Source organism: Achromobacter sp. ESBL13 (assembly GCF_036668755.1).
GTDB lineage: Bacteria > Pseudomonadota > Gammaproteobacteria > Burkholderiales > Burkholderiaceae_B > Achromobacter.
The window spans coordinates 102,145-128,564 of the sequence record NZ_JAZEVT010000008.1 but is presented as its reverse complement, the minus strand read 5'-3'; the positions used below and the strand labels follow the sequence as shown (position 1 = coordinate 128,564).

General features: G+C 64.9%; 24 protein-coding genes. 11 read left to right on the top strand and 13 right to left on the bottom strand.

Annotated elements, in window-relative coordinates; translation table 11 throughout:
* Nucleotides 1-2: 2 nt before the first annotated feature.
* Genes V6F88_RS25945 through V6F88_RS25935 form a run of 3 tightly spaced genes read right to left on the bottom strand, consistent with a single transcriptional unit; the run spans nucleotide 3 to nucleotide 3,471 of the window.
* On the bottom strand, nucleotides 3-899 hold the full coding sequence (locus V6F88_RS25945) for an ABC transporter permease (protein ID WP_314359895.1): 897 nt from the start codon (nucleotides 897-899) through the stop codon (nucleotides 3-5).
* Nucleotides 899-1,915 (bottom strand): ABC transporter permease, encoded by a 1,017-nt coding sequence (locus V6F88_RS25940; RefSeq protein WP_332613201.1) that lies wholly within the window; start codon nucleotides 1,913-1,915, stop codon nucleotides 899-901. The genes V6F88_RS25945 and V6F88_RS25940 overlap by 1 nt, the downstream gene beginning before the upstream one ends.
* On the bottom strand, nucleotides 1,915-3,471 hold the full coding sequence (locus tag V6F88_RS25935) for an ABC transporter substrate-binding protein (protein WP_310030839.1): 1,557 nt from the start codon (nucleotides 3,469-3,471) through the stop codon (nucleotides 1,915-1,917). The genes V6F88_RS25940 and V6F88_RS25935 overlap by 1 nt, the downstream gene beginning before the upstream one ends.
* Nucleotides 3,472-3,704: 233 nt before the next feature.
* On the opposite strand from V6F88_RS25935, the gene V6F88_RS25930 reads away from it, so the two are divergent.
* Both V6F88_RS25930 and V6F88_RS25925 read left to right on the top strand, forming a co-directional pair.
* A complete protein-coding gene (locus tag V6F88_RS25930; protein WP_332613198.1) occupies nucleotides 3,705-4,223 on the top strand; it encodes a 4-vinyl reductase in 519 nt (172 codons plus the stop codon).
* Nucleotides 4,224-4,272: 49 nt separating this feature from the next.
* Complete coding sequence (locus tag V6F88_RS25925) at nucleotides 4,273-4,989, top strand: GntR family transcriptional regulator (RefSeq protein ID WP_332613196.1); 717 nt, start codon at nucleotides 4,273-4,275, stop codon at nucleotides 4,987-4,989.
* A gap of 29 nt (nucleotides 4,990-5,018) precedes the next feature.
* Here the strand turns inward: V6F88_RS25925 and ybaK are convergent, their stop codons facing one another.
* The 3 genes from ybaK to V6F88_RS25910 form a co-directional block, all read right to left on the bottom strand.
* A complete protein-coding gene (gene ybaK / locus V6F88_RS25920) occupies nucleotides 5,019-5,507 on the bottom strand; it encodes a Cys-tRNA(Pro) deacylase (protein WP_104144562.1) in 489 nt (162 codons plus the stop codon).
* A gap of 81 nt (nucleotides 5,508-5,588) precedes the next feature.
* Nucleotides 5,589-6,572, bottom strand: a complete 984-nt coding sequence (gene xerD / locus V6F88_RS25915; RefSeq protein WP_332613194.1) for a site-specific tyrosine recombinase XerD — start codon at nucleotides 6,570-6,572, stop codon at nucleotides 5,589-5,591.
* Nucleotides 6,573-6,609: 37 nt separating this feature from the next.
* Entirely contained in the window at nucleotides 6,610-7,524 is a 915-nt protein-coding gene (locus V6F88_RS25910) for a LysR substrate-binding domain-containing protein (RefSeq protein ID WP_332613192.1), read from the bottom strand.
* A gap of 136 nt (nucleotides 7,525-7,660) precedes the next feature.
* Here V6F88_RS25910 and V6F88_RS25905 point away from each other — a divergent pair, with 136 nt between their 5' ends.
* Both V6F88_RS25905 and V6F88_RS25900 read left to right on the top strand, forming a co-directional pair.
* Nucleotides 7,661-9,343, top strand: coding sequence for a thiamine pyrophosphate-binding protein (locus V6F88_RS25905; protein WP_332613191.1), 1,683 nt, complete (start codon nucleotides 7,661-7,663; stop codon nucleotides 9,341-9,343).
* Between the two features lie 134 nt (nucleotides 9,344-9,477).
* Nucleotides 9,478-10,671: an acyl-CoA dehydrogenase gene (locus tag V6F88_RS25900; RefSeq protein WP_050449758.1), complete on the top strand. Its 1,194-nt coding sequence runs from the start codon at nucleotides 9,478-9,480 to the stop codon at nucleotides 10,669-10,671.
* Nucleotides 10,672-10,793: 122 nt separating this feature from the next.
* On the opposite strand, the gene V6F88_RS25895 is transcribed toward V6F88_RS25900, so the two are convergent.
* The 5 genes from V6F88_RS25895 to V6F88_RS25875 form a co-directional block, all read right to left on the bottom strand.
* Nucleotides 10,794-11,237: a MaoC family dehydratase gene (locus V6F88_RS25895; protein WP_332613188.1), complete on the bottom strand. Its 444-nt coding sequence runs from the start codon at nucleotides 11,235-11,237 to the stop codon at nucleotides 10,794-10,796.
* Between the two features lie 79 nt (nucleotides 11,238-11,316).
* Entirely contained in the window at nucleotides 11,317-12,591 is a 1,275-nt protein-coding gene (gene boxA, locus V6F88_RS25890; protein WP_332613187.1) for a benzoyl-CoA 2,3-epoxidase subunit BoxA, read from the bottom strand.
* A 54-nt stretch (nucleotides 12,592-12,645) separates the two neighbouring features.
* On the bottom strand, nucleotides 12,646-14,073 hold the full coding sequence (gene boxB / locus V6F88_RS25885) for a benzoyl-CoA 2,3-epoxidase subunit BoxB (protein WP_332613184.1): 1,428 nt from the start codon (nucleotides 14,071-14,073) through the stop codon (nucleotides 12,646-12,648).
* 73 nt (nucleotides 14,074-14,146) lie between these two features.
* Nucleotides 14,147-15,835: a 2,3-epoxybenzoyl-CoA dihydrolase gene (gene boxC, locus V6F88_RS25880; RefSeq protein WP_332613183.1), complete on the bottom strand. Its 1,689-nt coding sequence runs from the start codon at nucleotides 15,833-15,835 to the stop codon at nucleotides 14,147-14,149.
* 117 nt (nucleotides 15,836-15,952) lie between these two features.
* On the bottom strand, nucleotides 15,953-16,861 hold the full coding sequence (locus V6F88_RS25875) for a helix-turn-helix transcriptional regulator (RefSeq protein WP_332613182.1): 909 nt from the start codon (nucleotides 16,859-16,861) through the stop codon (nucleotides 15,953-15,955).
* Nucleotides 16,862-17,051: 190 nt separating this feature from the next.
* On the opposite strand from V6F88_RS25875, the gene V6F88_RS25870 reads away from it, so the two are divergent.
* The 7 genes from V6F88_RS25870 (at nucleotide 17,052) to V6F88_RS25840 (ending at nucleotide 23,889) form a co-directional block, all read left to right on the top strand.
* A complete protein-coding gene (locus V6F88_RS25870) occupies nucleotides 17,052-17,528 on the top strand; it encodes a DUF4863 family protein (protein ID WP_332613181.1) in 477 nt (158 codons plus the stop codon).
* A gap of 70 nt (nucleotides 17,529-17,598) precedes the next feature.
* Nucleotides 17,599-19,128, top strand: a complete 1,530-nt coding sequence (locus V6F88_RS25865; protein ID WP_332613179.1) for a benzoate-CoA ligase family protein — start codon at nucleotides 17,599-17,601, stop codon at nucleotides 19,126-19,128.
* Nucleotides 19,129-19,209: 81 nt separating this feature from the next.
* Entirely contained in the window at nucleotides 19,210-20,370 is a 1,161-nt protein-coding gene (locus V6F88_RS25860) for an ABC transporter substrate-binding protein (RefSeq protein WP_332613176.1), read from the top strand.
* 25 nt (nucleotides 20,371-20,395) lie between these two features.
* Nucleotides 20,396-21,277, top strand: a complete 882-nt coding sequence (locus tag V6F88_RS25855) for a branched-chain amino acid ABC transporter permease (protein WP_104144568.1) — start codon at nucleotides 20,396-20,398, stop codon at nucleotides 21,275-21,277.
* A 2-nt stretch (nucleotides 21,278-21,279) separates the two neighbouring features.
* A complete protein-coding gene (locus V6F88_RS25850) occupies nucleotides 21,280-22,392 on the top strand; it encodes a branched-chain amino acid ABC transporter permease (protein WP_332613175.1) in 1,113 nt (370 codons plus the stop codon).
* Entirely contained in the window at nucleotides 22,385-23,191 is an 807-nt protein-coding gene (locus tag V6F88_RS25845) for an ABC transporter ATP-binding protein (protein WP_332613173.1), read from the top strand. Before V6F88_RS25850 ends, V6F88_RS25845 begins: the two co-directional genes overlap by 8 nt.
* On the top strand, nucleotides 23,161-23,889 hold the full coding sequence (locus V6F88_RS25840; protein ID WP_332613172.1) for an ABC transporter ATP-binding protein: 729 nt from the start codon (nucleotides 23,161-23,163) through the stop codon (nucleotides 23,887-23,889). Before V6F88_RS25845 ends, V6F88_RS25840 begins: the two co-directional genes overlap by 31 nt.
* Nucleotides 23,890-23,908: 19 nt before the next feature.
* Here the strand turns inward: V6F88_RS25840 and V6F88_RS25835 are convergent, their stop codons facing one another.
* Complete coding sequence (locus V6F88_RS25835; protein ID WP_332613170.1) at nucleotides 23,909-25,468, bottom strand: acetolactate synthase large subunit; 1,560 nt, start codon at nucleotides 25,466-25,468, stop codon at nucleotides 23,909-23,911.
* 195 nt (nucleotides 25,469-25,663) lie between these two features.
* Nucleotides 25,664-26,416: an amino acid ABC transporter ATP-binding protein gene (locus tag V6F88_RS25830; RefSeq protein WP_442880398.1), complete on the bottom strand. Its 753-nt coding sequence runs from the start codon at nucleotides 26,414-26,416 to the stop codon at nucleotides 25,664-25,666.
* Nucleotides 26,417-26,420 lie beyond the last annotated feature (4 nt).

Sequence of the window (26,420 nt, the reverse complement as noted above, 5' to 3'; positions counted from 1 at the left end):
GATCAATTCCTTGCACGCTTGCGCGGATCCAGCATCTGGCGCATGCCGTCGCTGAGCAAATTGAATCCGAACACCGTCAACACAATGCCGGCAACCGGCGCGATCAGGGTCCAGATGGCTTCCTGCATGGTGCTGCGCGCGTCGGCGATCATCACCCCCCACGCCACCACGTCGGCGGGCACCGACAGCCCGACGAAGCTCAGGATGGCTTCGACAATGATGGCAATGCCGATCTGCAGGCTGAACAACGTCAGGATCAGCGGCACCAGGCCGGGCAGCATCTCGCGCAGCATCACGCGCATATGACCGAAGCCCATCAGCCGCGCCGCCGTCACATAATCGTTGCGGCGGATCTTGAGCGCTTCGGCGCGCACCACGCGGCAGAATCGCGTCCAGTCCACCAGCACAATGGCCAGGATCACGTTGCCCACGCCGGTTCCCAGCCCCACCATCAGGATCAGCGACAGCACCACGGGCGGAAACGACATCCACAGGTCAACCAGATAACCGATGGCCTTGTCCACGCGCCCGCCGAAGTAAGCGGCCACCAACGCCAGGACACAGCCGACCAGCATCGCGCCCGTGGCCGCGCACAGGCCCACCCACAAGGCCACGCGCGTGCCGAAGATCAACCGCGACAACACGCAGCGGCCCAGGCTGTCGGTGCCCAGCGGGTATTGCGCCAGCCCGTCCGGCGCCCATGCCGGCGGCAGCAAGGGCGACAACAGGTCTTGCGACAGCGGATCGTTGGGCGCGATGGCGGGCGCGAAGATCGCGATGGCCAGCAGCGCCAGCACGATGGCACCGCCCAGCGCGGCCTTGGGCGATGCGCGCAACGCCGCCCACCAGCCCGACAGGCGGGCAGCGACCGGGGCCGCCTGAATATTCAGCGTCGTCATCAGTGGTCTCTCAGACGGGGGTCGATTACGGCATACAGGCAGTCCACACTGGCATTGATCAGCAGGATCACCGCGCAGAAGACCAGCGAAATACCCTGGATCAGCGGCAAGTCATGGTTGCGTACGGCCTGCACCATCATGTTGCCCATGCCGGGGAACGAGAAGATCATTTCGATCAGCAAGGTGCCACCGAACAGAAAGCCGAACTGCACGCCGATCAGCGTCAGCGTGGGCAGGAACGCATTGCGCAGCATGTGCCGCAGGATGACGCGCCGTTCCGGCTGGCCGCGCAGCCGCGCGACCGCCACGTATTGCTCGTGGCTGGCTTCCAGCAAGCTGGCGCGCAGCACGCGCACGATCAGCGGGCTGAAGCCCAGCGCCAGCGCCAAGGCCGGCAGCACCAGGTGCGAGGCCGCGTCCGCCCAGGCGTGCCAGCGCCCCTGCAACAGGAAGTCCATCAGCACGAAGCCGGTGGGCCCTGCCAGTTCCACGTCGGAACTGAAGCGGCCCGAGAATGGCAGTAGCGGCCAATGCACACCGAAGGCCAGCATCAGGAAAATGCCCCACAGGAAGCCGGGAATGGATATGAGCAGCACCAGCCCCGTGTCGGCGACCAGTTCGCCGCGGCGGTCATGCAAGACGTACAACAGCAGACCGCCCGGCACGCTGATGGCCAACGCCATGATCAGCGCCACAATCGATAGTTCCAGCGTGGCGGGCAAGGTGGTGGCGATCAACTGCGTGACCGGCGCCCCCGAACTGATGGACCGCCCCAGATCGCCGTGCAGCACCTGCCCCAGCCAGATGCCGTACTGCACGACCAGCGATCGGTCCAGCCCCATGGTGTGACGCAGGGCATCGACCTCGGCGCTGGTGGCGCTGGGCGGCAGCATCATGCCCAGCGGGTCCGCGGGCAACAGTCGCAGCACCACGAACACGACGACGGACAGCGCCAGCATCGTGGGCACCGCCACGGCCAGGCGGCGCACAAAGTGGGATACCAGCGCTGCCCACATCAGCGGCTCCAGCGGTACGTCGCGGGCAGGATGTAGCCGGTTTGGTAGACCTTCATGTCCACCGACTTCTTGGACGCTACGGTGGCCACCGATTGCAGCAGCGGCAGGCTCCAGGCATGTTCCGTGGCCTGACGCGCCAGATCGCGATAGCCCTGCATGCGTTTGTCAGGGTCGCCCTGGGCGGCCAGCGCGTCGATGGTCTTGGCCAGCTCGGGTTCTTTCCAGGTCGAGAAACGCAAGCGCGGGTCCAGGATCTTGCCCGCGAAGATTTCCGGGTCGCCCGTGGCATTGGCCCAGCTGTACAGCATCACGCCCGGCACTTTCGACGAATGGCTCAGTTCCAGATACTTGGCCAGGGTGATTTCCTGCAAGTTGGCCTGGACGCCGATCTGCGACCACATCTGCACGATGGCGCGCGCCATCTCGTAGTCGCTGGGAAACGTGTTGTTGGTGGACAGGAACTGGATCGTCAAAGGCTTGTCCGGGCCGTATCCCGCCTTGGCCAGCTCGGCCTGCGCGGCCGCCTTGTCGAACGCATAGTTGAAACCGGCCACGTCGCCGGCAGAGCCCGGCGTGGCCAGCACGGAAAGCGGCTTGGCGACGCTGGCGTAGAAGGCCTTGGAAATGGCCTGCTTGTTGATCGCAAGGTGCAAGGCGCGCCGCACGTGCTCATTCTGAAATTCCGGCACGTAGCTGGGAATCTGAAGAATGAAGATTTCGCTATACGGATAGACCTCGGCCTTCAGCGCGGGCTGCTTGTTCAGGCGATTGACCTCGCGCAGTGGAATCTGCACCGCCACGTCGGCGCGGCCCGATTCCAGCATGGCGACGCGCGCGGAAGAATCGGGCACGAATTCAAACACCACGCGCTTGATGGCGGGCTTGGGTCCCCAGTACTTGTCATACGCTTCAAGCACCACGCGCGACCCGCGTTCATAGCGCACCACCTTGTACGGCCCCGCCCCGATGGGCGCCGCCTGGAAGCCGTCTTCACCGACTTTTTCCAGGTAGGCGCGCGGCAGGATGTACGACGTCAGGAAGCCCAGGTAGTTCGGCGCCGTGGGCGTCGGCGTGGAAAACACCAGCGTGGCCTCGGTGGGGCTGCTGATCTGGATGTCTTGCAACGCGCCGAAAAAGCCGTTGATGGCCAGGCGCTTGTCGCGTTTGGGGCGGTCCAGGAAACTGAACTTGAAATCATCGGTGCTTAGCTTGGAGCCATCATGAAAGGTGGCGTCGTCGCGCAGGACGATGGCCAGCCGCATGTTTTTGTCGTCCAGCCAGCGCCAGCTTTTGATCAGCGCGGGTTGCAGCTTCAAGTCGCCATCGATGAACAAGGGCGAATCGAAAACCGCCTTGTACAGCGACTGCCCCGCCGGGAAGGTGACGGCGGTGGGGTCCCACGACGGCACGTCCACCGGATACGCGATCTTCAGTTCTTCCGACGGCGCCGGCTTGTCGGCCTGCGCCCCGGCGGACGTTGCAAACAGCGTGCCGCACACCACCAGACAGGACGCCAGCGTCCTGCCCACCCCCCGTACCCACCATGCGTGAATCATGAACGGCCTCCGATCTCGGAATCGTTGCAAAGGCGCCCGGCACCGCCGCGCGAACAGTATACTGTTGTGAATTTAAGCACTAGTACTTGAACTTTAAACTAATTATTTACCCTAGTATCAGCGGCTTATAGCCACCAAAAACAATATATTGTTTAGGGTAACCCCGGGGTAAGACGCTGCATCGCGACGCCCCAAAACGGCGCGATCGGCGCGAACCACGTGGGAATAACGCAATGGGACAACTTCAAGATCGGCTGGTGTGGGACCACGACGCGGGCGCCATCCTGGATGCCGACCGCCGCTACGTCATGCTGCGCGCCGACGTGCTGATGGGGCTGTTCACCGCCCTGCCCCCGGCCCAGCGCGAACAGGCCCTGGCCAGCTTGCAAGCATCGGTACGCGACCATGGCGGCGCCTCGGCGCGCGCCTATCAGGCCAGCGGCGCGCGGGACCCTGGCCCTTTCCTGCAAGTAATGGCGCAGGCGGCCGCCGATCTAGGCTGGGGCGTCTGGCAACTGCGGCTGGACGAGGCAGGCCTGCCCGTACTGACGGTAAAAAACAGCCCTTTTGCGACCGCCGTGGCGGGGTCTGACCACCCGGTCTGCCATGCGATTACAGGTATGCTGGAGGCCGTCAGCGCACTGGTCGCGGGCCACGCCAACACGTATCGCGAGACGCGGTGCGCCAGCATGGGCGCGCCCTGCTGCGAATTCCAGGCAAGCCGCGATGCGAGCCCGGGGCTACGCAAGTAAACAAACCGACGATTCAGCGAACAAGGCCGTCAAGGCAAAGCGGATGGCAATGAAGGCGACAAGCAGAACCAGAGACGAGGCGCGCAAGCCGAACCTGCGCGAGCGGGTGTATGGCATCGTCCGCGAGCGCATACAGATGGGGCTGATCCGCCTGGAAGACCGGCTGGTGGATCACGATATTGCTGAAGAGCTCGAGGTGTCGCGCATGCCGGTGCGCGAAGCGCTGATGCAATTGAAAAGCGAGGGCCTGCTTGAAGGCACGGCGCGCGGCTTCGTGCTGCGCCGCTTCACGCTGGCGGAAATGAACGAGATCTTCGAGATCCGGACGCTGCTGGAACCCGCGGCGGCGGCGGCGGCCTCGGTGCACGCCGGCCCCAAGGGCCTGGCAGAAATGAAAGAGGCGCTGGAGCAGGCCGAAGCCGCGCACGCGCGTACCGACATCGACGAATTCATGCGGCGCAACGCGCACTTTCGTTGGGCCTGGCTGACCATGGTGCCCAACCGCGAACTGGCCGTAGTGATATCCCGCTACATCGACCACGTGCAGGTGGTGCGGCTGGTGACAATGGACGACGAGCAGGTCCGCAGCATCATCCTGCAAGGCATGCGCGGACTATACGAAGCCTTTTTATCCGGCGACACCGAATTGGTGCGAGTCCGCATGCTGGGCCACGCGCGCGCGGCGGCGGCCTGTTACTACAGCGCCTACCAAAAGATGCTGGAGCCATCGGCATCGGAACCAAGCGCCGCGACCAGGGCGTTTTGACCGGCCGGCCCGCAACGCCCTTCCCCGCTTTATTCCAACGCCACCGACACCGGCTTTGCACCCAGCACCGTGACCAGCACGTTGGGGTCGATACCGATCAGGTAGCCGCGCCTGCCGCCGTTGATATAGACCACGGGGTAGGTCAACACATCGGCTTCGACCCACACCGGCATTTTCTTGCGCGTGCCGAACGGCGACGTGCCGCCCACCTGGTAGCCGGAATGCCGCTGCGCCACCTCGGGCTTGCACGGCTCGACTTTTTTCAAGCCGGCCTGGCGCGCCAGGTTCTTCGTGGAGACCTCGCGGTCGCCGTGCATCACCACGATCAAGGGCTTGGCCGATTCGTCTTCCATCACTAGCGTCTTGACGACGGCATGCGGGTCCAGGCCCAGCTGACGCGCGGCTTCACCGGCGCCGCCATGGTCGACGTAGTCGTAGGTGTGCTCGGTGTAGGGCACCTTGTGCTGCTTGAGGAGCTGGGTGGCGGGGGTTTCCGAAACGTGGCGGGCTTTGCTCATGGATAGGCCGGGTTGTGATGGGGAAGAAGAGGAACAAGAACGGGGCCGAAAACGGGGCTAAGAGCGGGCGTCGGCGGGCGGCTAACCGCGCGGATGGTGGGCGGCGTGCAGCGCCTTGAGGCGTTCACGCGCCACGTGCGTGTAGATCTGCGTGGTGGAAATATCGGCGTGGCCCAGCAGCATCTGCACCACGCGCAGGTCTGCGCCATGGTTCAGCAGATGTGTGGCGAACGCGTGGCGCAGCACGTGTGGCGACAGCGGTGCATGAATGTCGGCCCGCAGCGCGTATTTTTTCACCAATTGCCAGAACGCTTGCCGCGACATGGCTTCGGCGCGGCCGGTAATGAACAGCGCGTCGCTCTGCCGGCCCGCCGCCAGTTCGGGGCGCGCGGTCTTCAGGTACTGGTCGATCCAGTGGGCGGCCTCGGCGCCCAGCGGCACCAGGCGGTCCTTGCCGCCCTTGCCCAGCACCACGCGCACCACGCCCTCGTTCAAGCTGACATCCAGCGCCCGCACGCCCACCAGTTCGGACACACGCAAGCCGGTCGCGTACAGCGTTTCCAGCATGGCGCGGTCGCGCAGGCCGCGCGGCTGCGTGGCATCGGGTGCGCGCAGCAACGCATCCACCTGTTGCTCGGACAAGGTCTTGGGAAGGCGCGGTGGCTGCTTGGCCGCAATCAAGGTCAGGCAGGGGTCGCGTTCGGCGCGGTGTTCGCGCCGTGCCCAGGCAAAGAAGCGCCGCAGCGCGGCCAGGCGGCGGTTGGCCGTGGTGGCGCGGGTTTCTTCGTGGCGGAAGGCGAACCAGGCTTCGATGTCGGCCTTGTCTGCCTTGGACAGCGGCTTGGCTTGCCCGGCCGGCAACGCGTGGGCACCCGCCGCAGCGCCATAGCGGTCGGCCATTTCGCGGGCGTAGGCGTCGGGGTCTTCCAGCCAGCGGGCAAAGCCCGTCAGGTCGCGGCGGTAGGCGGCCAGCGTGTTGGCGGACAGGCCGTCTTCAAGCCACACGGCGTCGATGAAGGCGTCGATATCGGCTTGGGATGCTAAGGGCGGGCGGGAAGTCGACATAAGAATGCGGCATTCTAGACCGTTCGGACGACGGCGGTTATCGTTCCCCGACGCCCGCCGCGGCGGACTTCAGCCAGGCTTCGAACAGCTTGAGCGCGTCGGAACGTTCGCTGCGCTGCGGATAGCCAAAGTAATACCCCTGGCTGACGGTCAGCGACTGCGGCACCGGCATCGCCAGCGTGCCCTGGTCCAACGCCGGCTGCGCCAGAAAGCGCGGCATCAGCCCCACTCCCAAGCCGGCCTGCACCGCCGCCATCACCATGGTGAAGAGTTCATAGCGCGGGCCGCCCGCCGCCTGCGGGCCATAAAGATGGTTATTGGCGCCGTACCACTGGCGCCAGGCGTCCGGCCGCGACGCCAGATGCAGATGTGTCATGCCGGCCAGCACGCTGACGCCGGCTGCGGCCGTCTTGGCCGCCCGCGCCGCTAACGCGGGCGCGCACACCGGCACCAATTCGCGCTCGGGAAACAGCAGCACGCCCTGGGTGCCCGGCCACAGGCCATCGCCGTGATACAGCGCGCCGTCAAACGGCTGGTCCTTGAATTGAAACGGCAAGGTGCGCACCGACAGGCTGACGGTGATGTCCGCGTGCGCCTCCTGGAAATCGGCCAGCCGGGGGATCAGCCAGGTGGTGGCCAGCGTGGGCACCACGGCGATATGGATGCTGCGCCCCATGCCGGTACGGCTGACCAGCCCGAAGGTGTCTTTTTCAATCTGATCCAGATGGTGGCGGATGCGTCCCGCGTATTCGGCACCGTGATCGGTCAGCACGATGCGACGGCGTACCCGGGTGAACAGTTGCACGCCCAGGCGCGCTTCCAGGCTGGCCACCTGGCGGTAGACGGCGCTGTGCGTCAGGGACAGTTCTTCGGCCGCCCGCGAAAAACTGCCCAGCCGGGCCGATGCCTCGAACGCCTGCAAGGCGGTCAAATTGGGGATGCCGTTTCTCATGGACCAAACTGCCTGAAAGCCAACAGGGCACTACGTGCCGGGGAATCAATAGATTGTGCAATTTTATCAATTGCGTTGTGCGGCCAGGGCACATATCCTCGGGAGTCTTATCCTCGGCTACCCACGACACCCCACCATGTCTCAGCAAGATTCCCGCCTTGGCGGTCACATTCTGGTCGACCAACTGGTCGCCCAGGGCGTCAAACACGTTTTCTGCGTTCCCGGCGAGAGCTACCTGGCGGTGCTGGACGGCCTGCATGACGCGGACATCAAAGTGACGGTGTGCCGTCAGGAAGGCGGCGCGGCCATGATGGCCGACGCGCACGGCAAGCTGACCGGCGAACCCGGTATCTGCATGGTGACCCGTGGCCCGGGCGCGTCCAACGCGCTGGCCGGCGTGCACATCGCCAAGCAGGATTCCACGCCGATGATTCTGTTCGTGGGTCAGATCGAACGCGGCATGCGCGAACGCGAAGCCTTCCAGGAAATGGACTACCGCGCCGTGTTCGGCACGCAGGCCAAGTGGGTCACCGAGATCGATCAGGTCGAACGCATCCCCGAACTGATCTCGCGCGCGTTCCACATCGCCACGTCCGGCCGTCCCGGCCCCGTCGTGATCGCGCTGCCCGAAGACATGCTGGTCGAAGCCGCCAAGGTGGCCGACGCCCCGCGCTACGAATTGATCGAATCGTCCCCCACGGCCGGCCAGTTGGCCGACCTGGAAAAGCTGCTGGCCGACGCCAAGAATCCCGTCGCCATCCTGGGCGGCACCCGCTGGGACGCCCGCGCGGTGCAGCAGTTTGCCGACTTCGCGCAGCGCCATGCGCTGCCCACGGCGGTGTCGTTCCGCCGCCAGATGCTGTTCCCGGCTGACCACCCGTGCTTTATCGGTGACGTGGGCCTGGGCATCAACCCGGCGCTGCTCAAGCGCGTGGCCGACGCCGACCTGATTCTGCTGGTGGGCGGCCGCATGTCGGAAAACCCCAGCCAGGCCTACACGCTGCTGGACATTCCCGTGCCCAAGCAAAAACTGGTGCACGTGCATCCCGACACTGCCGAGCTGGGCCGCGTCTACCGCGCCACGCTGGCCATCAACACGTCGCCCGCCGCGTTCGCCGAATCGCTGGGCGGCCTGAAAGCGCCGGCCAAGCCCGTGTGGGCTGAAGGCACGCAGGCCATGCGCGAGTCCTACCTGAAATGGAGCGACCCCGAAACCATCACCACCCCGGGTGCGCTGCAAATGGGCCAGGTCATGGCCTATCTGGAAAAGACGCTGCCGGCCGACGCCATCATGACCAACGGCGCCGGTAACTACGCTACCTGGCTGCATCGCTTCCACCGCTTCACGCGTTTTGGCACGCAGCTGGCGCCCACGTCGGGCTCGATGGGCTACGGCCTGCCGGCGGCGGTTGGCGCCAAGCGCGTGTGGCCCGACAAGACCGTCGTCTGCTTTGCGGGCGACGGCTGCTTCTTGATGCACGGCCAGGAATTTGCCACCGCCGTCCAGTACGACCTGCCCATCATCGTGGTGCTGGTCGACAACGGCATGTACGGCACGATCCGCATGCACCAGGAAAAGCACTACCCCGGCCGCGTGTCCGCCACCGAACTGAAAAACCCCGACTTTGCCGACTACGCGCGCGCCTTCGGCGGCCACGGTGAACGCGTCGAAACCACCGAACAATTCGGCCCGGCTTTCGAACGCGCGCTGGCCAGCGGCAAGCCCGCCATCCTGCATTGCTTCATCGACCCCGAAACCATCACCCCGTCGACGACCTTGGAAAAGATCCGCGACGCGGCGCTGAAAGCTCAGCACTGAACTCCCGATCGGGCCGGCAAATACGGCGGTGCGCCCAGGCGCGCCGCCCTCGGAAACCCGAACTTGCCGCCCGAATTATTTTAGGTTTAAACTTTCTAGATTCCGAATACGGAAATCCATAGCGGAGACCCAGCATGTCCTCGAATCCTTCTTTTCAATGGCAAGATCCCCTGTTGCTGGACCAGCAACTGACCGAAGAAGAACGCATGGTGCGCGATGCCGCCTATGCCTATTCGCAGGACAAGCTTGCCCCCCGCGTGCTGAACGCCTTCCGCAACGAGAAGACCGATCCGGAAATCTTCTCGGAAATGGGCGAACTCGGCCTGCTGGGCGCCACCATTCCTGAAGAATACGGCGGCGCCGGCATGAACTATGTCAGCTACGGCCTGATCGCCCGCGAAGTCGAACGCATCGACTCGGGCTACCGCTCGATGATGAGCGTGCAGTCGTCGCTGGTGATGGTGCCCATCAACGAATTCGGCAGCGAAGCGCAAAAGCAGAAGTACCTGCCCAAGCTGGCTCGCGGCGAATGGATCGGCTGCTTCGGCCTGACCGAACCCAACCACGGTTCCGACCCCGGCGGCATGGAAACCCGCGCCGTCAAGACGTCCGACGGCTACAAGATTTCCGGCAACAAGATGTGGATCACCAACTCGCCGATCGCGGACGTGTTCGTGGTGTGGGCCAAGTGCGTTGGCGGCGACTTCGACGGCAAGATCCGCGGCTTCATCCTGGACAAGGGCATGAAGGGCCTGTCGGCCCCGGCCATCCATGGCAAGGTCGGCCTGCGCGCGTCGATCACCGGCGAAATCGTCATGGACGAAGTTGAAGTGTCCGAAGATCAGATGATGCCCGGCGTGTCCGGTCTGAAGGGTCCGTTCACCTGCCTGAACTCGGCCCGCTACGGCATCGCCTGGGGCGCTGTCGGCGCCGCCGAAGCCTGCTGGCACACCGCTCGCCAGTACACGCTGGACCGCAAGCAGTTTGGCCGCCCGTTGGCCGCCAACCAGCTCATCCAGAAGAAACTGGCCGACATGCAAACCGAAATCACGCTGGCCCTGCAAGGCTGCCTGCGTTTGGGCCGCATGAAGGACGAAGGCACCGCCGCCGTCGAAATCACGTCCATCATGAAGCGCAATTCCTGCGGTAAGGCGCTGGACATTGCCCGCCTGGCGCGCGACATGCTCGGCGGCAACGGCATTTCGGACGAATTCGGCGTGGCCCGCCACCTGGTGAACCTGGAAGTGGTCAACACCTACGAAGGCACCCACGACGTGCACGCCCTGATCCTGGGCCGCGCGCAAACGGGCATCCAGGCGTTCTATTGATGGCTTGATCCTTTGATGGATCGATCGCCGGCCGGTTCGCCGGCTTGAATGCAAAAACCGCCTTCGGATGAAGGCGGTTTTTCTTTGGGCACACCGGACGCGGGGCGCGCCGACCCGTCGTCTTAGTTTTCGCCCGACAGATCAAACAGGCTTGTCGCATCCAGTTCCAGCACGCCTTCGTCGTGCTGGTTGATGACCGTCCAGGCCCACGTGATGATGCCCAGGTCCGGGCGCGATGACGACGTGCGCGCGCCTTGCACGCGCGCTTCCAGGCGCAACGTATCGCCGGGGCGCACCGGCGTGCGCCAGCGCACTTCGCCCAGGCCGGGCGAACCAAACGATTCGGAATCGTGCAGCGCGGCGTCCACCGCCATGCGCATCGCCAGCGCGCAAGTATGCCAACCGCTGGCAATCAGCCCGCCCCAGCGCCCTTCCGCCGCCCGTTGCGGGTCGGTGTGGAACCATTGCGGGTCGAACTTGCGGGCAAACTCCAGGATCTCGGCTTCGGTGACGGTGACGGGACCGGCCTTGATCAGCATGCCGTCCTTGAATTCAGCGAACTTCATTTGTTTTTTTCCCCCGGAAAACAAGCGGCGCGCTCAAGGCGCGCCGTGGTCTTCACGTATGTCACGCTGGTGAATGACGCTAATAGGTCTCGAAATGCAGGCGCCCTTCGCGGCGCAGCACCTCATGCAGGATAGACCAATCCTGCCCCGATTGCATCGTCACATCCCGCAAGGCGTCCAGCACGCCGACTTCCATTCCCTTCAAGCCGCAGACGTAGATACAGGTGTTGCGATCCGCCAGCAAATCGCACACTTGCGCCGCCCGATCGCGGATCAGATCCTGCACATAACGCTTGGGCTGGCCGGGTTCTCGCGATAGCGCCAGATTGATGTCGATGAAGTCACGCGGCAGCTTCATCAGCGGGCCGAAGTACGGCAGCTCGCGCTCGGTGCGGGCGCCGAAGAACAGCATCAGCCTGCCGTTTTCGCCGGAGTCGATGCGGCGCCGGTAGCGTTCGGTCATGGCGCGCATGGGCGCGGAACCGGTGCCGGTGCAGATCATGATGAGGTTGGCGCGCGGGTGGTTCGGCATCAGGAACGTATGGCCGAAGGGGCCAATGACCTGCACGGTGTCGTTCTTGGCCAGATCGCACAAATAGTTGGAACACACGCCGTGCGCCGCCGCGCCGCCGTGGTCTTCGGTAACGCGCTTTACCGTCAAGGACAGGTTGTTGTAACCGGCGCGTTCGCCATCGCGCGGGCTGGCCAGCGAATACTGGCGGGCATGATGCGGCCGGCCCTGGGCGTCCACCCCGGGCGGAAGAATGCCGATGGATTGCCCTTCCAGCACGGGAAACGGCAGTTCGCCAAAGTCCAGCACGATGTGGTGGATATCGCTTTCGGTGTCGGCGCCGGTGACTCGGTAGTTGCCCACCACCGTGGCCGTCATCGGCGCCTTGTGCGTGTACAGGTTGACGTAGGGATGCGCCGCCGACCATGGCGGCACCGACGCACCGGCCGGCGTGAACGACGCTTGCACGGGCGCTGCCGCAAGCGATTCGGAAGCCTGCATCAATGGCGAATCCAACGACGCTTCGGCGCCTTCGATAGAGGTCGATGTCGGACTCGCCGCCGGCAGCGCCTTTTCCTTGGGCAGTTCTTCCCAACCGAACTGCTCTTGCACCGAATACGCTTCGCTGCGCACCATCAACCGCCAGTTGTCGATCGACCCGGTCGGGCACGGCGGCACACAGGCCATGCAGCCATTGCAGACATCCGGGTCCACCACGTAATTGTTGGCGTCGTGCGTGATGGCGTCGACCGGGCAGGTTTCTTCGCACGTATTGCAGCGGATGCAGATCTCGGGGTCGATCAGGTGCTGCCTGAGCACGTCTACGGGTAATGGGGCGTTCATCGCGGTCTTCCCAATGCGCGGGCGGGCGGCACGCGCGCGCCGCCCTCTTCGCCTTCAGTTGAAACGGACGTAGTCAAAATTGACCGGCTGGCGGTTGACGCCCATGACGGGCGGCGCGATCCAGTTGGCGAACTTGCCCGGTTCGGTGACGCGCCCCATCAACGACGCCACAAAGGCGCGGTCTTCGGGCGTGGGCAGCCACTTGTGGCTGTTGGCCTGCCATTGCGATTCAGACAGGATTTCGCCTTCGGGCGACATGCGTATGCCCGCCAGCGTGCCGATCTGGCGGTTGAACGCCTTGTGCGGCACGTGCAGCCGGAACGGGATGCCGCTTTTCTCAATGACCTTGTTCCAGCGGCCGACACCCGCCACCGAGTCGCGGATGAAATCATCGCGCAGCACTTCGTTCAGCGCGTTCAGCATCGGCACCTCGACCTCGTTCAGCTTGCCGTTGTTGACGGTCAGCACGCGGTAGGTGTCGTTCTTGAGCTGGTGGTCGTCGGTGCGCTTGGACTCTTCGTAGCGGCCCTTCAGGCCCGAGCCATAGAAGATGGCCGCGTTGGAAGATTGGTCGGCGCCGAACAGATCGATGGTGACGCTGTAGTGAAAGTTCAGGTAACGCTGGATGGTGGGCAGGTCGATCACACCGGCGGCGCGCACGCTTTCCGGGTCGTCCGTCTTCAACTGGTTCATGACTTCGCAAGTGCGCTGGATTACGCGCGAAATGCCCGATTCGCCCACGAACATGTGGTGCGCTTCTTCCGTCAGCATGAACTTCGTGGTGCGCGCCAGCGGGTCGAAGCTGGACTCGGCCAACGCGCATAGCTGGAACTTGCCGTCGCGGTCGGTGAAGTACGTGAACATGTAGAACGCCAGCCAGTCCGGCGTTTTTTCGTTGAAGGCGCCCAGGATGCGCGGGTTGTCGGCATCGCCCGACGTGCGCTGCAACAGCGCATCGGCCTCTTCGCGGCCGTCGCGGCCAAAGTAGCGATGCAGCAGATACACCATGGCCCACAGGTGGCGGCCTTCTTCGACGTTGATCTGGAACAGGTTGCGCAGGTCGTACTGCGACGGCGCGGTCAGGCCCAGATGGCGTTGCTGCTCGATCGACGCGGGTTCGGTGTCGCCCTGCGTCACGATGATTCGGCGCAGGTTGGCGCGATGCTCGCCGGGCACGTCCTGCCAGACGTCGCGGCCCATGTTTTCGCCAAAGTGGATTTTGCGCTGGCCGTCTTGCGGCGCCAGGAAAATGCCCCACCGGTAATCCGGCATGCGCACGTGGTTGAAGTTGGCCCAGCCGTCGGGTTCAACGCTGACGGCGGTGCGCAGGTACACGTCAAAACCGTGCGAGCCATCCGGCCCCATGTCTTGCCACCATTGCAGGTAGTTGGGTTGCCAGTGTTCCAGCGCGCGTTGCAAGGTGCGGTCGCCGGACAGGTTGACGTTATTGGGGATCTTATCGGTGTAGTTGATTCCAGACATGTCTCGCTCCTTGTTTGTTGTCAGGTCCGCGCTGTCGTCCGCGTTTTAGTCCGAGTTTCAGGCTCGCACGGGCTTAGACGCGGTTCCAGTCGAACGTGGCCTGCTCGCCCTTGCCGTAGAGCTTCAACGCGCCCTTGTCGCCGGCGGCGTTGGGGCGGTTGAAGATCCAGTTTTGCCACGCGGTCAGGCGCCCGAAGATGCGCGTTTCCATCGTTTCGTGGCCACCGAAGCGCAGGTTGGCTTCCAGCCCCGTCAACGCGTCGGGCGATAGCGCGCGGCGCTCTTCCAGCATCATCCGCACTTCGTCGTCCCAGTCGATGCTGTCCGGCGCGTAGGTCACCAGGCCCAGTTCCAGGGCGTCGGTGGCGGACAGCGGCTGGCCGGCCCGGCCGCGCACGGCTTCCAGCGGCGCGGTCTCTTCATAAAAGCGGCGTTGCAGGCGGCTTTGACCATTAACCATGGGATAGGCGCCGAAATTGCGTTCGCCCACGACGATGTGCGCGTTGGGCGCATCCGGTTCGGCATCGTTGTCCAGCATGTAGCTGCGGTCTGCGGCCAACGCCAACTCCAGCAAGGTGCCCACAAAGCAGGAACCCGGTTCGATCAGCGCGAACAGACTGCGCGACGTGACATCCAGCCGCGCCAGCGTACGGCGCAACATGCCGGCGGTTTCGCGTACAAACCAATGCTGGGCGTGGCGTTGCAGCGCGGCGTCGGCGGCCAGCACCGCGTCGGCATCGCCTTCGGTCTTGAAGATCCAGGTGCCGATGTCCAGCTCGTTGGTGCGCATCGACAAGATGGCGTCGTCAAGTTCGCGCGCCATTTGCAGCGGCCACCACGCGGCGCCCGCCGTAACGATGTCGTCCAGTTCGGATTGCACCGGTTCCTGGGGCGCGCGCACGGTCCAGGTGGCCAGACGCTTATCGCGATCAAGGTGGATATCGACGTAGCGATACGACAGCCCGTCGGGCGTTTCGGTACGTTCGATGGGCGTCAGCGCAATGCCGTGCTCGCCTGACTGGCGGTCGCTGGTGTCGGCCAGCGCCAGCGCGCGTTCGCGCACCGCTTCTTCAAAGCGGGCGGGCTTGACCACGTCGTCCACCAACCGCCAGTCCTTGGCGCGCTGGCCACGCACGCCTTCAACCAGCGTGCAGAAGATGTCGGCATGGTCATGGCGCACGCGGCGCTTGTCGGTCACGCGGGTCAGGCCACCGGTGCCGGGCAGCACGCCCAAAAGCGGCACTTCGGGCAAGGCCACCGACGATGATCGATCATCCACCAGCAGGATTTCGTCGCAGGCCAACGCCAGCTCGTAGCCGCCCCCCGCGCAGGCGCCGTTCAGCGCTGCGATGAACTTCAAGCCGCTGTGGCGGCTGGAGTCTTCAATGCCGTTGCGCGTTTCGTTGGTGAACTTGCAGAAGTTGACCTTCCACGCGTGGGACGACAAACCCAGCATGAAGATGTTGGCGCCCGAACAGAAGATGCGGTCTTTCATGCTGGTGACCACCACGCTTTTCACTTCCGGGTGCTCGAAGCGAATGCGTTGCAGCGCGTCGTGCAGCTCGATGTCCACGCCCAGGTCGTAGGAATTGAGCTTGAGCTTGTAGCCGGGGCGCAGGCCGCCGTCTTCGGCTACGTCCATGGCCAGCGTTGCAACGGGGCCGTCAAACGTCAGGCGCCAGTGGCGGTACAGGTCGGGCCGGGTGCGGAAATCAACGCGGGCCTCGGGCCGGGTGTCATGCCCGTTTGCGGTGCTGCTCATGGTGTGTCTCCTCGTACGCCCTGCCTGAACAGGAAAAATACTGCATCACATGAATTATTGTGCAGATTAGTTCAGGCGAAAACGCACGTCAAGCGAGACATGCATAAAAGTGCAGGTTTACAGCGGCAGGCCGCAGGCCTTGCGCACCTGGGTGCGCAGGCCGGCAAAGCTCTCCTGGACTTCCAGGTTGCTGGTAACCCAGGTCAGGTCCGCCTTGGCGTAAAAGGCTTCGCGCCCGGCAAGAATGCGCTTAAGGTCGGCCATGGCTTCGTTGTTGCCTGACATGGGGCGGAAGTCCCCCTGCGCCATGACGCGGCCCATGTGCTCTTCGGGCGTGGCGCGCAGCCATACCGTGTAGCAATGGGCCAGCAGCAGGTTCAGCGTGGCCGGCTCGGATACCAGCCCGCCAGGGGTGGCCAGCACCATTTCGGGATAGATCTGCACGGCCTCTTCCAGCGCGCGCCGTTCGTAGCGGCGATAGGCGTTGGGGCCATACAGGTTATGGATTTCAAGAATGCCGCACCCGGCCACGCGCTCGATCTCGCGGTTCAGCTCGACAAAGGGAAAGCCCAGGTCGTCGGCCAGCATCTGGCCCAGGGTGGATTTACCCGCGCCGCGCAGCCCGATCAGCGCGACGCGCTGCGTGCGGTTGGGCCGCTGCGCGCCCGCGCCCACGCCAAACAGCTGGGTCAGCGCCTCGCGAGCGCGTTGCAAGTCAGATTCCGTGCGGCCGCTGAGCAGTTCGCGGATCAGCAACCAATCGGGCGATTCCGTGGTGACGTCGCCCACCAGTTCGGCCAGCGCGCAGTTGAAGGCGCGCGCAATCTGCAACAGCACCAGGATGGACGCGTTGCCCACCCCATGCTCCAGATTGGCCAGATGCCGTTCCGACACCCCCGTTACCTGCGACAGACCCTTGCGCGTCATGCCGCGTATGGCTCTGAGGCGGCGCACCCGCTCGCCTAAAGCCACCAGGAAAGCTTCCCGCCTGGGTTCGGTTGGCGCCGCATCTAGCGCTTGATTCATGTTTGGCTGACTCCGCAAATACCCTGATAAGCCTTGTTTTATGCACTATAGTGCTTGACCCTTTCGTATGGAAGCACTATTTTTCCTTCCAGACAGTGCCAAGCGGTCATCGTGCATTACAGCTGCGGTAAAGCGGCATTGAAGTTCATGCCGCATTCCAAAGCGCCGACAGTGTAAAGGAGGAGTCCCGGTGAGCACGCCAGATCAATTCCATGCCCTGATGCAAGCGGCCACGCGGCTGGTGGCGGACCAGCCGCTGGACGCCGAATTGCAGGCGAAGCTGAACCGCGAGGCCGGCCCCGCCAGCGCGCTGTACCAGCAGATCTTCGCCGCCTGTCAGCAGGGCGTGGCCGACGGCTGGATGTGCAACCGCGAAGGCGGCGGCATCCGCTACGGGCGCGTCATCAAGCCGGCGGACGACCTGGGCGGCTGCTCGGTGGACGTCGTGGACATGGACGACCTGGCCGGCCCGCACCATGCCCATCCCAATGGCGAAATCGACCTGATCATGCCGCTGACCGCCGACGCCCGCTTTGACGGCCACGGCGCCGGCTGGCTGGTCTACGGCCCCGGCAGCGCGCACAGCCCCACCGTGACGCAAGGCCGCGCACTGGTGCTGTACCTGCTGCCCGGCGGCGCTATCGAGTTCACGCGGCCCGGCAGCTAGCCACCGCTTGCCGCCCGGCGACAAAAAAACAAAGCCCGGGCGCGCCCCACCAGGACATCAGGAGACAACCGTGAACACCTGCCCCGCAGAACTGAACTTTGCCAGCCATCTGGCGGCGCTGAACGCGTCGCGCGCCGACAAGCCCGCCTACATCGACGACACGCGCCAGCTGACTTATGGGCAGTTGGCAGAACGCGTGGCCCGCATGGCCGGCGCGCTGCGGCAATTGGGGCTGCGCCGCGAAGAACGCATCCTGCTGCTGATGCAGGACACGGTCGATTGGCCCGTCGTGTTCCTGGGCGCGCTGCACGCGGGCGTGGTGCCGGTGGCCGTCAACACCTTGCTGACCCCGGATGACTATGCCTACATCGTCGCGCACAGCCGTGTGCGCGCCGTGTTTGTGTCGGATGCGTTGCTGCCCACCTTGCAAGCCGCCATGGCGCAATCGCCGGGTGATGTGGAGCATGTGGTGGCGGCACAGGACCTTGAACCCCTGCTGGCGGCCGCGCCATTGGCCCCCGCCGTGCGTACGCTGTCCGATGAAATTGCCTTCTGGCTGTATTCGTCGGGTTCCACCGGCAAGCCCAAAGGCGTCGTGCACACGCACGGCAACCTGTGGCACACGGCCGAACTGTATGCCAAGCCGGTGCTGGGCATCCGCGAGGACGACGTGGTGTTCTCGGCTGCCAAGCTGTTCTTCGCCTACGGCCTGGGCAACGGCCTGACCTTTCCGTTGTCGGTCGGCGCCACGGTCATCCTGATGGGCGAACGCCCCACGCCGCAGGCCGTGTTCCAGCGCCTGACCCGGCACCGCCCCACCGTGTTCTACGGCGTGCCCACCTTGTACGCCAGCATGTTGGCATCGCCGGACCTGCCCCCGCGCGAGCAAGTCGCGATGCGGGTCTGCACGTCGGCCGGCGAAGCCTTGCCGCGCGACATCGGTGAACGCTTCACGCGGCACTTCGGCTGCGAGATCCTGGACGGCATCGGTTCCACCGAAATGCTGCACATCTTCATCTCGAACCAAAGCGGGCAACTGCGCTACGGCACCACGGGCAAGCCCGTACCGGGTTACGAGGTGCAATTGCGCGACGACAACGGCGCGCCCGTCGCCCCCGGCGCCATCGGTGACCTCTACATCAAAGGCCCCAGCGCCGCGCTGATGTACTGGAACAACCGCGACAAGACGCGCCAGTGCTTTCTGGGCGACTGGCTGAAAAGCGGCGACAAATACACCTGTGATGCCGACGGCTACTACACCTACGCCGGCCGCAGCGACGACATGATCAAGGTCAGCGGCCAATACGTGTCGCCCGTCGAAGTGGAGAACATCCTGGTGCAGCACGAAGCCGTGCTGGAAGCCGCGGTGATCGGCGTGCCGGACCACGACGGCCTGGTCAAGACCAAGGCTTATGTCGTGCTGCGCCCCGGCTTCGAACCCGATGCCCAGACGGGCGCCGCGTTGCAGCACTACGTGAAGCAGCACCTGGCGCCCTTCAAGTATCCGCGCCAGATCGACTTCACCGAAGAACTGCCCAAGACCGCCACGGGAAAGATCCAGCGCTTCCGGCTGCGCCAGTTGGAAGAAGCCACGCTATGAAGTCCGCTTGCCGACCCTCTTGGCGCGCGGGCTAACCCCGGCCGGCCTTGCGCCAGCCCATGATAAGCACGGAGACAAACCATGAACCACGCCCTGACCCGGGCTGCGATTGCCGCGGCCCTGACGGTTGCCGCCACCAGCGCGCAAGCCGCCGACAAGCTCAAAGTGGGCTTCATGCTGCCCTATAGCGGCACCTACGCCGCGCTGGGCAACGCCATCGAAAACGGCTTCAAGCTGTACGTTGCCGAGCAAGGCGGCAAGCTGGGCGGGCGCGACATCGAATACTTCAAGGTCGACGACGAATCCAACCCGGCCAAGGCGGCTGAAAACGCCAACCGCCTGATCAAGCGCGACCAGGTAGACGTGCTGATCGGCACCGTGCACTCGGGCGTTGCGATGGCGCTGGCCAAGGCCGCCAAGGACAGCGACACCACGCTGATCGTGACCAACGCCGGCGCCAACGCCATCACCGGCCCGCTGTGCGGCCCCGGCATCTTCCGTACGTCATTCACCAACTGGCAGCCCGCCTACGCCATGGGCCCCGTCGCCTACGCCAAGGGCCACAAGACCGCCGTCACCATCACCTGGAAATACGCGGCGGGCGATGAAGCCATCGGCGGTTTCAAGGAAGGCTTTGAAAAGGCGGGCGGCAAGGTCGTCAAGGAATTGAGCCTGCCGTTTCCCAACGTGGAATTCCAATCGCTCCTGACCGAGATTGCCGCCACCAAGCCGGACATGGTGTTCACCTTCTTTGCGGGCGGCGGCGCGGTGAAGTTCGTGCAGGACTATCACGCCGCTGGGCTGGACAAGACGATTCCGCTGTATGGCTCCGGCTTCCTGACCGACGGCACCTTGCAGGCGCAGGGCGCATCCGCGCAAGGCCTGCTGACCACGCTGCACTATGCCGACGGGCTGAACACGCCGCGCGACAACGCGTTCCGCGCTGACTACGCCAAGAACTACAACGCGCCGCCCGACGTCTACGCCGTCCAGGGCTATGACGCCGCGCAGCTGATGCAATCGGGCCTGACGGCCGTGAAGGGCGACTTCGCCAAGAAGGCGGACTTTCGCAGCGCCATGCGAGGCGCAACGGTGGACAGCCCGCGCGGTCCGTTCACGTTGTCGGCGGCGGGCAACCCGGTGCAGGACATCTACCTGCGGCGCGTGGACGGCCTGGAGAACAAGGTGGTGGACGTCGCCGTGAAGAAGCTGGCCGACCCGGCCCGCGGCTGCAAGCTCTGACGCGACCCGGCCACAGGAGGGCCCCATGGACATCAGCATCCTGCTTATTCAAAGCCTGAACGCATTCCAGTACGGCTTGCTGCTGTTCCTGGTGGCCAGCGGCCTGACGCTGATCTTCGGCATCATGGGCATCATCAACCTGGCCCATGGCAGTTTCTACATGATCGGCGCCTACATGGCGTTTGCGTTGGGGCCGGTGGTGGACCGCTGGCTGGGCGGCGGCTTCCTCACCACGCTGGCCGTATGCGTGGTGCTGGCCGGTGCGTTGGGCTATGTGCTGGAAGCCGCCTTCTTCAGCTACCTGTACCACCGCAACCACTTGCAGCAGGTGCTGATGACCTACGGGCTGATTCTGGTCTTTGAGGAACTGCGCAGCATTCTGGTGGGCAATGACGTGCACGGCGTGCCGCTGCCGGCGTGGTTGCAAGGCAGCATTTCGCTGGGCGGCGTGATGACGTATCCGGTTTACCGGCTGTTCATTTCCGCCGTCGGCATTGCGGTGGCGCTCCTGCTGTATTGGGTGATATCGCGCACCCGGCTGGGCATGATGCTGCGCGCCGGCGCCAGCAACCGCGAGATGACGGGGTCACTGGGTATTGACGTCAACAAGCTGTACCGGCTGGTCTTCGCGGCCGGCGTGGCGTTGGCCGCGTTGGCCGGCACCATCGCCGCGCCCGTGTCGTCGGTGTACCCGGGCATGGGCAACGGCGTGCTCATCATCTGCTTCGTGGTGGTGGTGATCGGCGGCATCGGTTCGATACGCGGCGCCTTTTTGGCCGCGATGCTGGTGGGCTTTGTCGAGACCTTCGGGCAGGTGCTGTTTCCGTCGGCGGCGGGCGTGCTGGTGTATCTGCTGATGGCGTTCATTCTTCTATGCAAGCCCGAAGGGCTGTTCAAGCAGGGCTAGCCATGCAGAAACTACTTCCCATCGCAACGCTGCTGGCGCTGGCCGCCTTCGCGCTCAGCGGCAGCGACTACTACACCGGGCTGGCGATCAAGGTCATGATCTACGCCATCTTCGCGCTAAGCCTGCAATTGCTGGTGGGCGGGGCGGGCCTGGTCAGCCTGGGACATGCGGCGTTCTTCGGCATCGGCGCCTACGTGGCGGCATTGCTGTCACCCGAATCCGAAGCGGCCAACCTGTGGTGGTTGCTACCGGCGGCCCTGCTGGCGGCAGCGCTTTATGCGGTGGTGACGGGTGCGCTGGCGCTGCGCACGCGCGGCGTATATTTCATCATGGTGACGCTGGCCTTTTCGCAGATGGCTTATTACGTCTTTCACGACACCAAGGTCGGCGGCGGCAGCGACGGCATCTACCTGTACTTCCGGCCTGAATTGGCGTTGGGCGGCTGGGTGCCGTTCGACCTGGGCAATGCCACCACGTTCTACTTCTTTGTGCTGGCGTGCCTGGCGCTGACGTGGGGCTTCCTGGCGCTGCTGCGGCGTTCGCCGTTCGGGGCGGCGCTGGCGGGCATCCGCATTAACGAACAGCGCATGCGCGCGGCCGGGTATTCGACCTATCCCTACAAGCTGACGGCCTATGTCGTGGGCGCGACGCTTGCCGGTCTGGCGGGCTTTCTGTTCGCACTGAAAGACGGTTTTGTCACGCCGGAATTGTTGGCCTGGGAGCAATCGGGGCTGGTGCTGTTGATGGTGATCCTGGGCGGCATGGCCAGTCTGGGCGGCGCGGTGATCGGCACCGTGGCGCTGGTGCTGATGCAAGAGCTATTTCAATCGCAGGCCTTGTTTGGAGAATATGCGCGCCATTGGCATCTGCCGCTGGGCATAGCCATCATCGCGCTGGTGGCCTTGCTGCCCAACGGCATAGCGGGCCTGCCCGCGCAATGGCGCCAACGCCGCGACGCGCGAGCCGCGGCCGCGCATGCCGCGGGGGCGCCCGCCGCCGGGACGCCCGCCGCGGGGACGCCCGCCGCAGGGACGCCCGCCGCGGGGACGCCTTCTGCGGGGGCGCCCCCCGCCTCCACCGTCCGCTTGCCGATTCAAGGAGAACCCCATGTCTGATCTTCTGCTTGCCGCCTCGGGCGTTACGCGGCGGTTTGGCGGGCTGACCGCCGTGAACGGCGTGTCCCTGTCGCTGGCGCGCGGGCAGGTGCACGCCGTCATCGGCACCAATGGCGCCGGCAAGTCCACGCTGATCAACATTCTGTCGGGCGAGCTTGCGCCAAGCAGCGGGCAGGTCATGCTGGGCGGACGGGACATTACCGCCTGGCGTCAACCGCAACGAGCCCGCGCCGGACTGGGCCGCAGCTATCAGCGGTCCACGTTATTCCCCGAGTTAAGCGTGTTCGAGAACTGCCGCCTGACCGCGCAGGCGGCACGCCAGCGCTTCTGGCATTGGTGGCGCCCAGCCGCCGATTGCCGCCGCAGCGCCGAGTTGGCGCACCACGCGCTGGAACGCACCGGCCTGGCCGGCGATGCCGCGCACACGGCGGGCCTGCTGCCGCACGGCCGCAAGCGCCAGTTGGAAATTGCCATGTGCCTGGCGGGCGAGCCACAGGTGTTGTTGCTGGACGAGCCCCTGGCCGGCATGGGCCCGGAAGAAACCGACCGCATCCTGGACCTGCTGCAAACATTGAAGGCGGGCCACGCGATCCTGCTGGTCGAACATGACATGGACGCCGTCTTCCGAATCGCCGAGACCATTACGGTAATGGTCAACGGCAGCGCCATCGCCAGCGGCCCGCCCAACGCCATTCGCGCCAACGCCGACGTGCGCACCGCGTACCTGGGCGAAGACGCCCACCCCGCCCACGCTGAAGGAGCCGCCGCATGCACGCCAACGCAAACCACGATGCGCTGATCCAGGCCGGCGGTCTGCACGTGTATTACGGCGCCAGCCATGTGCTGCGCGGCATCGACATGCACATCGCGCGCGGCGAATCGGTCGGGCTGGTGGGCCGCAACGGCATGGGCAAGACCACATTGATCCGCAGCCTGATGGGCCAGGTCAAGAGCACGCGCGGCCAAGTGCGCGTGGCGGGGCGCGATTGCACACGCGCGCCCGCGCACGCCATTGCGCAACTGGGGGTGGCCTATGTACCCGAAGGCCGGGGCATATTTCCCAACCTGAACGTACGTGAAAACCTACAGGTGGCGGCGCGTGCCGGCGTGCGCGGCGGGCGCGACTGGACTTACGCGCGCGTGCTGGAGACCTTTCCCCGGCTGCGCGAAAGGCTCGGCCACGGCGGGCAGCAACTATCGGGAGGCGAACAGCAGATGCTGGCCATCGGACGCGCGCTGATGACCAATCCGGATGTGCTGATCCTGGACGAAGCCACCGAAGGGCTGGCCCCGCTGATCGTGGCCGAGATCTGGCGCATCATCCGCGAGATCCGCTTGACCGGCATGTCCACGCTGATCGTCGATCGCAACTACCGCGCAGTGCTGGAACACACCGACCGCTGTCTGGTGATGGAAAAGGGCGTGATCGTTGAAGACGGCGACAGCGCGTCGCTGGCCCGGCAACCGGAACAGCTGACGCGCTATCTGGGCGTATAGGCGTACGCGCCCCCCTTTTTCAGATGATGGCTTCGATCAGGAACGGGCCACGGCGCTTGAGGCCGTCGGCCAGCGCGCGGGCGAAACCTTCCACCGTATCCACGCTGACGGCCTCCACGCCCATGCCGCGCGCCAGGTGCGTCCAGTCCAGGTAGGGCTCTTCCAGATCCAGCATGCGGCGCGCATTGCGGCCGGGTTCCTTCACGCCCACGTTTTTCATTTCGCCATGCAACGTGGCGTAGGACCGGTTGGCCAGGATCACCGTCAGGCAGTCCAGGTTTTCGCGCGCCTGCGTCCACAGCGCCTGCAAGGTGTACATGCCGCTGCCGTCGGCTTGCAGCGTGATGACCTTGCGGTCCGGGCACGCCACGGCCGCGCCAGTGGCCAGCGGCAGGCCGATACCGATTGCGCCGCCCGTCAGCATCAGCCAATCGTGCGGAGCGCTGCTGGCGCTGTAGATCGGAAATTCGCGGCCCTGCGTGATGGACTCATCGCACACGATGGCCTGCTCGGGCAAGGTATGCGCGACCAGGATGTTCACGGCGGCGCCCGTCAGCTTGCCCGAGGACGGCACCTCATAGGCGGCGGCCGGCGTGGCCAGGCGCGGCGCGTCGGCGGCAATGCCCAGTTCGTCGGCCAGCCATTCCAGCGCGTGGGCCAGGTCTTGTTCGGCCGAGGCCAGCACCACCTGGTTGCTGTCGGCCGGGGCCAACAAGCTGGGCTTGCCAGGGTAAGCAAAAAACCCCACCGGCGCCTTCGCCCCCGCCAGCACCAGATGCTTGACGTCTTTCAGCTTGGCCACCGCAAGATCAATCGGGTACGGCAGACGATCGACCGGGGTGCGCGCGCCGCCGCGCTCGATGCGGCGGTTGGACGTTTCGGACATCAGGCGCACACCCGTCGCGCGGGCGATTCGCCCGGCGGCGTTCAGCGCCCGTTCGCGCAGCGCGGCGCCACCCAGCATCAGCACCGTGACTTCGCCCGAGCGAATCGCGGCGGCCGCCGCGCGCACGGCTTCGGCAGAGGTCCGCGCCAGTGGCGCATCCTTGACTTGTACAGGCGCGGGCGCGTTGTCGGGCAGATCGGTCCAGGCGGTGTCGGCGGGCAGGATCAACGTGGCGATGTTGCCGGGCGCCTGGCGCGCCACGCCGATGGCTTCGGCGGCGTCCGCCGACACGGCAGCGGCCGTCATCGTGCGCTTGACCCAATGCGACATCGGCCGCGCCACGCCTTCCACGTCGCTGGTCAGCGGCGCGTCGTATTGCACGTGATAGGTGGCGTGGTCGCCCACGATATTGACCATGGGCGTGCGCGCGCGCTTGGCGTTGTGCAGGTTGGCCAGGCCGTTGCCCAGGCCCGGTCCCAGGTGCAGCAAGGTGGCGGCGGGCTTGTCCGCCATGCGCGCGTAGCCGTCGGCAGCGCCCGTCACCACGCCTTCGAACAGGCCCAGCACGCACCGCATCCGGGGCTTGCGATCCAAGGCCGCGACGAAGTGCATTTCAGACGTGCCGGGGTTGGCAAAACACACGTCCACATCGTTGGCCAGCAAGGTATCGCAGAGACTGTCAGCGCCGTTCATGATTTTCCCTAGTCGTTTTCAATGGCGATGCGGGCGCATGCGCGCCCGCCTGATATGCATGATAGGTAGCGTATCAAAAACGCGATAGACCCATTTCAGCTTGCGGGCATGGAACCATTCCCGGATATGCCCGCAGCGTTCCGCCAGCCGGAATTAGCGCTGGCATAAGCGCCGTTCCGCCGGCAACCCGCAACATCAGGCCAATATCTGCCCCAGGAACGCCTGCGCCCGTTCCGAGCGGGGGGCGTTGAAGAAGTTCTCCGGCGTGTCGGCCTCTACGATGGCCCCCTGGTCCATGAAGACCACCCGATCGCCCACCTCCCTCGCAAAACCCATTTCGTGCGTAACGCAGACCATGGTCATGCCGTCTTTGGCCAGCGCGACCATGGTGTCCAGCACTTCCTTGACCATCTCGGGGTCCAGCGCCGACGTGGGTTCGTCGAACAGCATGATCTTGGGCTGCATGCACAAGGCCCGCGCGATCGCCACGCGCTGCTTCTGGCCGCCCGAAAGCTGGCCAGGATACTTGTCGGCGTGCTGCGGAATGCGCACCCGTTCCAGATATTCCATGGCGCGCGACCGGGCTTCGTCCGCCGGCACGCCCTTGACCAGCAGCGGAGCCAGCGTGCAGTTCTCCAGTACCGTCAGATGCGGAAACAGGTTGAAGTGCTGGAACACCATGCCGACTTCCGCGCGGATGCGCTCGATGTTCTTGACGTCTTCGTTGAGCTCGATGCCGTCGACCACGATGCGGCCCTTCTGGTGTTCCTCCAGCCGGTTCAGCAGGCGGATCGTCGTGGATTTTCCCGAGCCGGACGGCCCGCAAAGGATCAGCTTCTCGCCGGGCGACACTTCCAGCGCCAGGTCGTTCAGCACCTGGAAGTCTCCATACCATTTGCTGACGCCCTGCATCGTGATGATGGGCGCCAAGGCAGTCGTTGCATTCATCGTT